Origin of the sequence: Microcoleus sp. Pol12A5 (assembly GCF_036701435.1) — a bacterium.
Classification (GTDB): domain Bacteria; phylum Cyanobacteriota; class Cyanobacteriia; order Cyanobacteriales; family Microcoleaceae; genus Microcoleus.
Window position 1 is genome coordinate 83,789 of sequence record NZ_JAUBQU010000009.1, and the last position, 11,628, is coordinate 95,416.

The window sequence follows — 11,628 nt, forward strand, 5'->3', positions numbered from 1 at the left end:
GCGTTTTGGTGGGGAATTAACAAATCTTTAACTCACAATTTAAAACCCGAAAGCGTTGCGAATCCAGCGCGGCAATCTTAAAACTTCTCAAACCATGCACATCCAGCGCAAAATTCGTATTGTTTTCAAGCGATACCTCCTGGGGGAAGGTATCACGGTGCTCCTAGTGCTGCTGTACGCCCCCCTGTTATTACACTGGTACGACGGCTGGCTCAACAAAAGCATCAGCCTCGAACACGAATATTTCAGCCACGGACTAATTGGTTTGCCCTACGCAGGTTATATTGCTTGGATGAACCGAAAGTGCTGGCGCAGCTTGCCCAACTCACCGCATCCTTTGGGAGGCTTTTTGCTGGTACTAGCCACGCTTTTTTATCTGAGTCGCTTGAGCGATTTAGTAAATTTGTCCCTGCCCGTAATGCTGGCCAGCATTTGCTTATCTTTAAAAGGAATTCCCGGCTTGAAATTGCAGGCGATGCCGCTTTTATTCGTATTTCTGGCCTCGCCGAACCACATTCCTTACCTCATAGAACCCTACGCCTTGCCCTTACAGCAATTCATTGCTGAAGCATCAGGCTGGATATTAATTAAGATTGGTATCAACGTGAGAGTGGAAGAAATTTATCTGTACGTAAACGAGCGCATTGTAGAAGTTGCTCCACACTGTGCAGGCTTAAAAATGCTGTTTACCAGTCTTTACGTCAGCTTAATTCTGCTGGATTGGACGGGACTTTGGAACTCTCGCAAAAAAAGTCTTTTGTTTTTAGTGATTACATCCATTATTAGCATCAGTTCCAACATTTTTCGCAATACTTTGCTAACTTACTTTCACGGAACCGAAAGAGAGGCGCTTTTTACTTGGCTGCACGCCGGATGGGGAGGGGATTTGTATTCTGCTTGTATACTAGGGTTATTGGTACTTCTCCTCAACGGGATGGAAAAGTATTTCCCAAGTCAGTCTGGCAATTAATGAAACAGATGATTTCAGCACAGAAACTACTGCGGCGGTATCAATTATCTAAAATTATGGTACTGGTGTTTTTGCTGGTATTAGTTGGGGCAGTAGCAATTCCCGGCTACGCGACGGGAAGGTGGCCTTGGACAAACCCGCCAACCCTTGCCAACCTCAAGCAATTAAGAAGTGTGCGCCAAAACGGTATAAAAATTCCTGGGTGGCAGGTTATAGCCGTTCAGAATAACGTCCAAATTGGCACTCACAGATGGTTAGTTGAAGAAATTAGAAAGGATAAAACAATTGCCATTTTATTGCTGTTGCCTCAAAATTACCCCAAAAACCAGCCCCAAGTGGAATGGCTAGATATCGATGGATTTCATCAGTGGCAAACCGATTCTCATCGTACTTTGAGCTTTACAGTAAAATTAGCACCAATACCCGACCAGCCACCGCCTACTGTCGAAGCCCGGTTTTTCCGAAGCTGGACTCCCCAACAAACTTTTGCTGTCGTGCAGTGGTACGCTTGGCCTAACGGGGGTTCTCCAGCAACCAGCCGCTGGTTTTGGGAAGACAGCATTGCTAGACTCTCGAACCGCCGCGCCTCTTGGGTTGCTGTCAGTATTATCCTTCCCATTCAACCGCAGGGGGACATTAAGATAGCTCAACCCTTGCTCGAATCTCTCGGTGAAAGTGTTCAGGCTAAATTAATTACAGAAACTTTTCGGTTTTAGTAAGCAGGTAGGTGCAAATAAATCAGCCTAGGGCGTGGGCCGATTTTGCCAAAATCAACTGCTTCCTAGTAAATATCAGGATTCAACTCGCCCATAAAATATCTTATTGTTTTTTCTCGTCGCTATATTTAGATGAAACTTACAAGTCAGGCCATTATTCAAAATAATACTTTTTTAAATCCTCTGAAAAGGCGGGGAAAATCCACAATTAAAAATCGCCTCGCTTTTTTCTTGGCAGGCCTGTATTCAACTGCTTGGACTATATCTTTTGCTGCTGTATTCTGGGGTTTTAATAGCAAAATTTTTTCGGAAACGGCTTTAGCTCAATCTGTTGTTCCAAGAGACCAGCGGCTCGTGGCGCCGCCGCCATTGCGGGTCCCGCCACCGCCGCCTGCCAATTTCAACCGGGATATTAACCCAGCTTTTCGGAATCGGCCCTACCGCCTAGGCCCGGGAGACCAGATTGCTGTTCAAGTTCAGCGCTTCCCAGAGCTAGGTTTTACAGGTCCAATCAGCCCTGAAGGCGTAATTGTACTGCCGCTAATCGGAACAGTAAATGTGCGCGGTCTTACTGTCGAAGAATCACAGCAGCGCCTGCGGGAGCGCTTTGGTCAATTTATTAAAAATCCTCAAGTCTCGGCTGCTTTGCTGGTTCAGCGCCCCGTAGTGGTGACGGTGACGGGGGAAGTGGCCAGACCGGGTTTTTATCCGCTGCAAACCCCCCAGCTTCCTGCAGCTCTGGCGGCTGCTGCTGGGACTAATCCTACGGCGGAACTGCGGGCGGTGCGGGTGCGGCGGACTCTGCCGGGAGGTGCTGTGGCGGAGCAAGTTGTTGATATTTTGACACCGCTGCAAACTGGTATTGCTCCGCCGGATTTGCGTTTGGAAGATGGAGATGCGATCGTCGTACCGTATAAACAGGTTACGCCCGATCGTAAATCGGATCAAGATTTAGCATCCAGGTACAGCCTGGCTGCCGCTGCTGTCCCCGTCCAAATCACTGTCACCGGAGAAGTCAGCAAACCGGGTTTTTACACGCTTCCGGCGGGTTCTGGTCGAATTTCAGCTGCTTTGGTGATTGCGGGGGGAGTCACGGGAAAAGCCGATTTGCGGGCGGTACGAGTGCGGCGGACGCTGATGGACGGCTCCTCGGTGGAGGAACCAATCGACCTCTACACTCCCCTAGCAAACGCTAACGATTTGTTCGATTTTCCTTTGGCATCAGGAGATGTGATTGTCATCCCGGAATTGGACGCTAGTACCAAAAACCTAGATTACGACCAAGCTCTTGTTTCGCGGTCTACTCTGATTAAACCCAGGATCTACGTTCGAGTTTTGAGTTACGCTAGTGGTGGTTTGACCTCGTTCTACGTAGAAAATGGCAGCAGGTTTTTGGATGCTCTCAACAACTTGCCTGTTAATCTTGCTAACTTGCGGAAAATAGCCCTGATTCGGTTCGACGAAAAGCAAGGTAGAGCAATCAACCGTTCGATAGATGCTAAAGCTGCTTTGGAGGGCAATGTTTCTCAGAACCCGATGCTCGAAGATAATGATGTGATTGTTATTGGTAGGAATTTGGTAGAGCGCATTGGTTATGTAATCAATACTTTTACTCGACCATTCCGGGATACTTTGGGATTTATTCTGTTCTTTGAGCAGTTGAGAAATGGGGTAACAGATTTGTTCGGCCCGTCACGTAATGATAGGTAGTCATACCATTTTCTATTGGCGACGGGCAATGACTTATGGGATATGAGTTTAGATAGCGAACCTACAGTTGCAGGTTTTTGGGGGATTGGTAGAATTAGTCAGCAGTCATTAGTTATCGTTAACAATTAGCAATCTAAAGTCTAAAATCTAAAATATAAAATCTAAAATCGTCATGACTTTATCCGTTGTCAAACGTTATTTAATTGCTTTCGACCAATACAAGTGGGTGGGACTGGCTACTTTCGCGGTGACTGTGGGGGTGTCGGGAGTAGTGGCTCTGCAGCCAAAGGCGGCGCCAGTTTACGTTGCAACAGGTACGCTGGCATACAACAGACCGAACGTGATTTTTTCTTCTACTACTACTAAAATTCAACAGGAAGGACAAGAAATAACTAAAGATATGCTGCTGGATACATGGGTGGTTAAACCTGCTGCAGAAAAACTCATCAAACCCGAAGGAAAATTAAACAAAGAAGAAGCGGAAAAAATACCTGATTTGGCTAAAAAGCTGGTAAAAGAGGTGCAGGTAAAGATGCCGAGTAAGAATAATGACCCCAGCGCTTTGATTCAAGTAGTGTACAAAAATGCCGATCGCCAAAAAGCAGTAGATGTAGTAAAGACGGTGATGAACGAAATGGTGGTTCGCAGCAAAACTATTAATACTTCTAGACTGCGAGTAACGATCGCCCAAATTAACGAGCGTTTGCCGAAAGTAACTCAGGAACTCAGAGAAATAGAAGCAAAACTTGAAGCCTACGAAAAACGAGAAGGAACTTCAATTTTAGCAGCTCAGAGCGGTGCTTTGCCGCTAGCGATTACCAGCAGCCAACAGCAGCAGCGGCAACTCCGCGTGCAGTTGGGAGGAATTGAAGCTCAAATTAACAGTTTGCAGGAGCGTTTGGGATTGAATGTGGAGCAAGCTTACGTCGCTCAAGCACTCTCTGCCGATCCAATTATTGCTCAACTGCGAGTGCAATTGTTTTCGATCGAATCTCAGCTCAAAATTCTCCGCAGCGACTTGCAGGAGGAACACCCAAAAATTGTAGAATTGCTCAAACAAAAACTTGCTTTTGAGCAGCAGTTGCAGCAGCGGCAATCTGAGGTACTCGGCGGTAACGGGGTGGCTGCTCCGCTCAGAAGTGCCGCTCGAATTCGGGTAGACTCTTCTTTAGATCCGGCCAGACAGCAGTTAGCTCAAACTTTGATTGCTTTGCAAACGCAGCGGGATACGCTGCAACAGCAACTCCAAGGAATCGAGAAAACTGAACAAGAATTGCGTCGGGAACACGCCACAATCCCCAACAAGCAGTTAGAACAAGCGCGGTTAGCGCAGCAAGTGGCGTTCAAAAAAGCTCTCTACGACAAGATGCAGTCGGCTTTGGTAGATGCTGAGGCGGCGGTAGCTGAGACAACGGGGAGTTTGACAATCGCCCACCCTCCCAAAACTGATGACGTTGAGTCAAACAAGAGAGGTTTGCCCGTGATGCTGGCGGTGGGAGGATTTGTGGGATTGCTGCTGGGCGGCGGGTTGATATTTTTGTTGGGGATGCTCAACGGCAAGTTTTACAGTTGGGAAGAAGTGCGGGCGGCTTTGGTGGAAAAAGAGGTGCCGATACTGGGAGTTTTGCCTGAAGTGACGGTGTTTGATTCTTACGGCGATGAAATAATGCCACTCGCCTTGGAGGTAAATTCTCCCTATTTGGAATTTTACGAGCGGTTGCGTACTAATTTGCGCCGGATCGGGAACAAACCGGTGAAGGTGGTGTTGCTGACTTCGGCGGCGCCTTTGGAGGGGAAAAGTTTTAGTGCTTACAATTTGGCAATTGCATCGGCTCGATCGGGTAAACGGACTTTGCTAATTGAAGCAGATTTGCGATCGCCTTCTAATGTTGAATCTTTGAAAATTGCTGCCGATCCTTTGGCGACTGTGGAACCTTTGCACTATTACGGCAATATTAGCGAGTGCGTCCTTTTGGTTCCAGAGGTAGAGAATCTATACGTTGTGCCGAGTCCTGGCTTTTTGCGGCAAGCCTCCGCGATACTAGAATCAAGCGAAATGCGGAGATTGTTTGAGGATGTTCGCAACCGCTTTGATTTTGTGGTGGTGGATTCTCCGGCTTTAAGCGAGTGCAACGACGCGCTAACGCTGGAACCGTACACGGACGGTATGATTTTGGTGGCGCGGCCTGGTTACACTTTGTCTAGTATGTTGTCTGAGGCGGCCGATCAGTTGCTGGAATCTGAGGAAGACGAGTCGCATAAATCCGGGCCGCGGCTGTTGGGAGCGATTATTAACGGTGCTGATATTCCGGTGAAGTTTCGCAATGATATTGATGAATTGGAGTTGCCTTTGAGTGCGATCGGCGATCGCGCGATCGAAGTGCGAGCGAGGCAATTACCGCAGCCGTCAAAGCCTAAAAACAAGGCTATTAATAGTAAATTGAGATAATTTATTTGGCTTGATTCTTGTAAAGCAATCCTCAACCAAATGTGAATATTTTGTAGGTGCAATCTAAGCAGCTTAAGCCGAAAGCACCGTTAACAGCCAGTCGATTTGAGATTTGAGATTTGAGATTGAAAAATTTACTCCACAGATGAATCTGGGAGCTGGAACTTCGGTCTAAAATTTTTCGCTTGTCAACAGTGAACAGTCAACAGTGAAAAGTCAAGCTCAACATTCATTACTTGAAAATGAGTCGATCGCACTATTGATTGGATTCCGGGCGTTTCTGGTGTTTGCTCTGGATAAACTGTTCCAAATCGGCGATCGCATCTTCAAAATCCGACAAATTAATTTTCGCAGGTCTAGTCTTCTTCGGCTGACTCGAAGACTTAGCCTGATGCGGTGGAGATTGAGGTTGTGCAGCTTGACTGCTGTTCGATTCTATAGAATCGAACAATTCATCCAGGGACTCAAAAAATGATTGAGCCGAGGCCCGGCGTAAATCTTTCTGGTCATCGTCATCCGTCATAAACCACTCCATAGAGTCCAAAAGTTGCCAACAAAGTCTGTCCGCCCAGGCGCGTGCAGATATTAGACCTGAAAACCGACTAAAACAAGCAGGGGGACAGAATTTAACCGGGCGGTGGGAATGCCTGTGGCCCAAGTTGCTGCCCCAATATCAAACCTGCTGCGGGCATTGTCAGCCTTCAAACTGTATTTAACTGTACACCCACCTACTGAGTGATTTGAGACGTTGTGTAGACCCAGCTCCAAATCATCGACCCTGAAAAAATCTCAGTTAAGGCTCTTTCGTTGTCTAATTAACCCTAGTCTAGTCGAGAATAAGGAGACAGGACTTATGCAACTATTACCGCTGTTCAAGGGTTGCGATGGCAACGCGCCACCTCGAAAGGACGGAGAGACGGTGTTTTTTGCTTGAGTCCTTAGATTTCAAAGGCATTAGGAGATTTTAAGGTGACTCAGGGATTTGATTACGATTTAGCAATTATCGGCGCTGGCGTGGGCGGACACGGCGCGGCCATACACGCGGTTAGCTGCGGGCTGAAAGTGGCAATTATCGAAGCAGGGGACATGGGGGGGACTTGCGTCAACCGCGGCTGCATTCCCTCGAAGGCGCTGTTGGCGGCTTCCGGGCGGGTGCGAGATTTGCGGAATGCCCACCACCTGAAGACTTTGGGTATTCAATTGGGCAGTGTGGATTTCGATCGCGGGGCGATCGCCAATCACGCTAATACTATTGTTAGCAAACTTCGCGGCGACTTGACCAACAGCCTCAAACGTTTGAATGTCGATGTCATCCAAGGTTGGGGCAAAATTGCCAGTGCTCAAAAAATTACCGTCGAAACCGATAAAGGCGAGAAAACTATTACCGCCAAGGATATTATTCTCGCTCCCGGTTCGGTTCCCTTCGTCCCCCCAGGGATAGAAATTGACGGCAAAACTGTATTTACCAGCGATGATGCTGTCAGGTTGGAATCGCTGCCGAAGTGGATCGCAATTATTGGCAGCGGTTATATCGGTTTGGAGTTTTCGGATATTTACACAGCCCTGGGCTGCGAAATTACGATGATTGAAGCTCTAGATCAATTGATGCCGACTTTTGACCCGGATATTGCTAAGTTGGCAGAACGAGTGTTAATTGCACCCCGCGATATTGAAACAAAAGTAGGTGTTTTGGCGAAGAAGATTACTCCCGGTTCGCCGGTAATTATTGAATTAGCTGATTTCAAAACTAAGGAAGTTGTCGAAGTTTTGGAAGTTGATGCTTGTTTGGTAGCAACTGGTCGGGTGCCGGTAAGCAAGAATTTGGGGTTAGAAACTGTTGGGGTGGAAACGATGCGCGGTTATATCCCGGTTAACGATAAGATGCAGGTTTTGGCGGCGGGAGAACCGGTGCAAAATTTGTGGGCGATCGGCGATGTTAACGGCAAAATGATGTTAGCGCATTCTGCGTCTGCTCAGGGAATTGCCGCAGTAGAAAATATTTGCGGCCGTGCCCGCGAAGTTGACTATTTGAGTATCCCGGCAGCGGCGTTTACTCACCCAGAAATTAGCTATGTGGGGATGACTGAACCTGCGGCCAAAGAGTTAGGAAAAGCTGAAGGGTTTGAGGTAGCTTCTGTCAAGACTTATTTTAAGGGAAATTCTAAAGCTATTGCTGAAGGGGAAACCGACGGTACGGCTAAGGTGATTTTCCGGAAAGATACTGGAGAATTGTTGGGAGTTCACATTTTCGGTTTGCACGCTTCGGATTTAATTCAGGAGGCGGCAAATGCGATCGCCCAGCGCGATTCTGTGAACACTTTAGCATTCCGCGTTCACACGCATCCGACGCTTTCGGAAGTGTTGGATGAGGCTTTTAAACGGGCGGCTGGAGCTGGTAGTCATTAATCTGTAGGGGCTGTGCTCTTGTTTTACACACCTGGACGCACTCCACGCAAAGAAACCGGGTTTTTTACCTAATCTGTGGGTGGGAACGAAATATTTTCGTAAAAAAACCCGGTTTCTCGCCCCCGTGCGTAAGTGCTATTTTTAGATACCCGACTTTTTCAAGAAGTCGGGTATCTGGGTATTCTATTTTAGGGCGGCGGTAGAGTGCCGATCGCATTTTGGGCTAATTCTAGAAATTCTTCAGCTTGGGCGATCGATTCTGCGGCTTGAGCGCTGGTAACGGCATCAAGTTCGCCGTAATCTCCAGCATTTCGCAATTCTTGAGCTCTGATGAGGTATTGGTGAAACTTAACAGGAACTCTTCCTGTACGAGCAAATTCTCGGCCAAAGGCGCTAATGACTGCGGAATGTTTCGAAAAAGATAACCCTTCTCCTTCTAAAAATGCTTCGGCTATATAAAACATGGTGTAGTAGGCGCGAGATGCTGCATAATCCGGGTATTAGCCATCTAACATTAACTTAGCCGCTGAAAGGCTTTGACGAGCTTTTGCGAGTAAGTTTAATTGAGCCGATGTCATATTAAAATTCCCTCTTTACGGATATTTCTGAGCAAAGGGCTTTGATAATTAGTGAATTTTTCTTCATTCATAAACTGGCAGCTAATCACTTCATCATTTTGGAGCGACAAATCTGCTACTATCTGAAGAGTTCTATCAATTTCTTCGCCCGCTTGGACTGGCGCTTTCAGAACTACTAAAACATCTATATCTGAGTCGGGATGTGCATCGCCTCGCGCTTGGGAACCGTAGAGTACCATTTGGGTGAGGCGATCGCCGTACAGTTGCTCGAAGTGCGATCTTAATTGCATCAGTATGTTCTTAAGTTTATCGTTAATGCTCATATCTGTTATAAATGATTGGAGGGCGATCGGGATTCTTTCGTTATACCAAATATCCCACTCCGATTTTCTCCTACTCACTATAGTTTGTCTTATGAATGGTTGTCAAAGCGGTAAAAATTCCCTATGGTGTTGGAGAAAAAGAATTAGTGATACTCAAAAAAAGAGCGATCGCACTTCAATAATAGAAGGGCGATCGCCACGAGCAGTTTACGTTTTTTCTTATTTCACTCCTGGGAATTGGCAATCAAGCTGCCAATAGAAAATGAAGGGTTTCAGACTACGACCTAAAAAATGTCCGGACTATTGATTTAAGAACGGTACTTAGTTGTAGCTTAGCTAGCTTAATAATCGGCTTACTTACAAGTTACTTTCGTCAGGTACATTGTACATCTTTCACAAAATTCCCATTGCTCACTTTTTGGATTCCACTGCATAGTGCCGACGGTACTATCACGTGCGTAATCAAAAGTTAGGGCTTGGGTATATTGATTTGCCTTGCAAAAAGCATTGGCGCCTTGCTGACGTGCTGTCTTATTTGTCCCACTAGCACCTTTTACTGTTACATCAACTGGAATATTATCTCCTTCCGTTGGATTGCGAAAAACCTCTACATCATCATTCTGAGCAATATAACCAGACTTACCAGTATTTCCAGTGTTTAGATTGCTTTGGGCTTTTGTTGGGAGGTTAAAAGCAAGGATCGAAATAGTTAAACCTAGAACGAAGAAAACACCGGAAATTCGTTTCATACCTTTCATAACTGTTGAGTGGAAATCTTTATGTAAACATCATCTGCAAAAACTTCTTTTTTGCCAGTCGGAAAAAGTCGGGACTTCAACAACCGACTCAAATCGAAAAAAGTCGGAAAAAGTAGGATATAATCAGTTAAACTCTAATAACAACGCAACCTATGGACGTTCAAGAAGTCTTAAAAATTGCAGACGACCTAGTTTTTGTTAATACGGGAAAACACTTAGACAATCTGCAAGAGATGATACTGCGGGGTACTTTACAATGTCAGAAATACTCAAGAATAGCAGATGAATCTCACTGTAGTGAAGGCCACGTCAAAGATAGTGCATCTGAATTATGGAAGCTACTATCAGAATTATTAGGTGAAGAAGTCAATAAATCAAATTTTAGAGTCACATTCGAGCGATTAAAATTCTCAAGTTTCGGGAACTTCTATAAAGATTTTGTACACATTGGTAACGTCAGCGTCTGTGAAAATAGTTTGCAGTCCCCAAAAGTCCCCAATTCACCAACCGATGAAGAACCTCTAAACAAAGGCAACACTGAACCAAAATTGCGTCAATTCTTAGCTGAAATGCCTAAGTTGGGAATTTTCTACGATCGCACATCCGAACTCGCCACCCTCAAACAGTGCATTCTCCACGAAAACACCCGCCTACTCGCCATACATGGCATAGTCGGCATTGGCAAAACCGCACTCGCGGCACACCTAGTAGAACAAATCAAACATGAATTTGATTTGGTCATCTGGCGAAGTCTCGCCACATCTCCACCCCTGCCAATACTTCAAACAAGTATAATTCAATTCTTCAGTAGGGGCGGTGCCCCCGTGCCCGCCCCAAATGCCGATAGTGTAGTTGTCCCAGAGAATGGGGCAACCACGGGGGGTTGGCCCCTATTGAACTACTTACAAAAATACCGCTGCCTGCTGATACTTGATGACGTACAAATGATAAATAGCAGCGGACAACTCGCTGGCAATTACAAACCTGGATATGAAGATTACGGCACACTATTCAGACAGGTAGCAGAATTATCTCACAATAGTTGTTTAGTGTTGCTCAGTTCGGAAAAGCCTAGAGAAGTCGCCGCATTAGAAGGCACAAACCAGCCAGTGCGATCGTTACAAATCAATGGTTTAGGTGCTGAAGGGGGGGAAATCCTTAGAGAAAAAGGTTTAGCTGAACATGAAAAATGGTCAGAACTAATTGAACAATACAGAGGCAATCCCTTGTGGTTAAAAATAGTTGCTACCATGATTCAAGATTTGTTTAACGGCAGCCTATCGGAATTTTTGTCGGATGATACAATATTTTTAGGTGATTTAGAATCTTTACTGCATCAGCCATTTAATAGCTTATCCGAGTCAGAAAAACAGGTAATGTCATGGCTAGCTAGTGAAACCGCGCCTGTTTCCCTCTCAAAAGTGCCAGAGAGTCTGCATTTATCTAGATCGCAATTTTTGAAAATTATGCAATCCTTGGGACGGCGTTCATTAGTTGAAAAAATCCCGGAGGGCGATCGCACATTTTTTACCCTTGCACCGGTACTAAAAGAGTATGTCAAAACTAACTATTCCCGCCTAAAAATAGAAAAAGAAGCCCGATAGACCTTTTAGTAAAATTGGGGTTTTAGCCGTTCGCACTTAAGTAGGTCGGGCTGAAAAGACTGAAGTATGTAAAGATAGGTAAACGAGGCAACAGTTATAGCTAGGTAATGAGTC

At 45.9% G+C, this 11,628-nt stretch carries 9 protein-coding genes and 1 pseudogene; 6 read left to right on the forward strand and 4 right to left on the reverse strand.

Annotated features, from left to right (window positions below):
* The first annotated feature begins 94 nt into the window (after positions 1-94).
* The 4 genes from crtB (at position 95) to QUA45_RS04480 (ending at position 5,845) form a co-directional block, all read left to right on the forward strand.
* A complete protein-coding gene (gene crtB, locus QUA45_RS04465; RefSeq protein ID WP_333095422.1) occupies positions 95-970 on the forward strand; it encodes a cyanoexosortase B in 876 nt (291 codons plus the stop codon).
* Positions 970-1,686 carry a cyanoexosortase B system-associated protein gene (locus tag QUA45_RS04470; RefSeq protein WP_333219679.1) on the forward strand — a complete coding sequence of 239 codons (717 nt, stop codon included), beginning with the start codon at positions 970-972 and terminating at the stop codon, positions 1,684-1,686. The genes crtB and QUA45_RS04470 overlap by 1 nt, the downstream gene beginning before the upstream one ends.
* Positions 1,687-1,818: 132 nt before the next feature.
* Positions 1,819-3,396: a polysaccharide biosynthesis/export family protein gene (locus QUA45_RS04475; RefSeq protein WP_333095295.1), complete on the forward strand. Its 1,578-nt coding sequence runs from the start codon at positions 1,819-1,821 to the stop codon at positions 3,394-3,396.
* Between the two features lie 172 nt (positions 3,397-3,568).
* Positions 3,569-5,845 carry a lipopolysaccharide biosynthesis gene (locus QUA45_RS04480; RefSeq protein ID WP_333095294.1) on the forward strand — a complete coding sequence of 759 codons (2,277 nt, stop codon included), beginning with the start codon at positions 3,569-3,571 and terminating at the stop codon, positions 5,843-5,845.
* A 256-nt stretch (positions 5,846-6,101) separates the two neighbouring features.
* Here the strand turns inward: QUA45_RS04480 and QUA45_RS04485 are convergent, their stop codons facing one another.
* Complete coding sequence (locus QUA45_RS04485; protein ID WP_333078867.1) at positions 6,102-6,368, reverse strand: hypothetical protein; 267 nt, start codon at positions 6,366-6,368, stop codon at positions 6,102-6,104.
* 446 nt (positions 6,369-6,814) lie between these two features.
* On the opposite strand from QUA45_RS04485, the gene lpdA reads away from it, so the two are divergent.
* Complete coding sequence (gene lpdA, locus QUA45_RS04490; RefSeq protein ID WP_333219681.1) at positions 6,815-8,251, forward strand: dihydrolipoyl dehydrogenase; 1,437 nt, start codon at positions 6,815-6,817, stop codon at positions 8,249-8,251.
* A gap of 188 nt (positions 8,252-8,439) precedes the next feature.
* On the opposite strand, the pseudogene QUA45_RS04495 reads toward lpdA, so the two are convergent.
* From QUA45_RS04495 to QUA45_RS04505, 3 genes and pseudogenes are all read right to left on the reverse strand, one after another.
* Positions 8,440-8,733 (reverse strand): annotated as a pseudogene (locus QUA45_RS04495) (HEPN domain-containing protein); the annotation flags it as partial.
* Between the two features lie 92 nt (positions 8,734-8,825).
* Entirely contained in the window at positions 8,826-9,119 is a 294-nt protein-coding gene (locus QUA45_RS04500) for a nucleotidyltransferase domain-containing protein (protein WP_333095291.1), read from the reverse strand.
* A 386-nt stretch (positions 9,120-9,505) separates the two neighbouring features.
* Positions 9,506-9,901 (reverse strand): hypothetical protein, encoded by a 396-nt coding sequence (locus QUA45_RS04505; protein ID WP_333219683.1) that lies wholly within the window; start codon positions 9,899-9,901, stop codon positions 9,506-9,508.
* A gap of 161 nt (positions 9,902-10,062) precedes the next feature.
* Between QUA45_RS04505 and QUA45_RS04510 the strand changes: the two genes are divergently transcribed.
* Positions 10,063-11,514: an NB-ARC domain-containing protein gene (locus QUA45_RS04510; RefSeq protein ID WP_333219685.1), complete on the forward strand. Its 1,452-nt coding sequence runs from the start codon at positions 10,063-10,065 to the stop codon at positions 11,512-11,514.
* Positions 11,515-11,628: the final 114 nt, after the last annotated feature.

What these genes read in the sequence shown, in the direction of transcription:
- QUA45_RS04480 (WP_333095294.1), top strand. Translation starts at nt 3,569, where the DNA reads ATGACTTTATCCGTTGTCAAACGTTATTTAATTGCTTTCGACCAATAC.
- QUA45_RS04505 (WP_333219683.1), bottom strand. Translation starts at nt 9,901, where the DNA reads ATGAAACGAATTTCCGGTGTTTTCTTCGTTCTAGGTTTAACTATTTCG.
- QUA45_RS04470 (WP_333219679.1), top strand. Translation starts at nt 970, where the DNA reads ATGAAACAGATGATTTCAGCACAGAAACTACTGCGGCGGTATCAATTA.
- QUA45_RS04500 (WP_333095291.1), bottom strand. Translation starts at nt 9,119, where the DNA reads ATGCAATTAAGATCGCACTTCGAGCAACTGTACGGCGATCGCCTCACC.
- QUA45_RS04485 (WP_333078867.1), bottom strand. Translation starts at nt 6,368, where the DNA reads ATGACGGATGACGATGACCAGAAAGATTTACGCCGGGCCTCGGCTCAA.
- QUA45_RS04475 (WP_333095295.1), top strand. Translation starts at nt 1,819, where the DNA reads ATGAAACTTACAAGTCAGGCCATTATTCAAAATAATACTTTTTTAAAT.
- QUA45_RS04510 (WP_333219685.1), top strand. Translation starts at nt 10,063, where the DNA reads ATGGACGTTCAAGAAGTCTTAAAAATTGCAGACGACCTAGTTTTTGTT.
- crtB (WP_333095422.1), top strand. Translation starts at nt 95, where the DNA reads ATGCACATCCAGCGCAAAATTCGTATTGTTTTCAAGCGATACCTCCTG.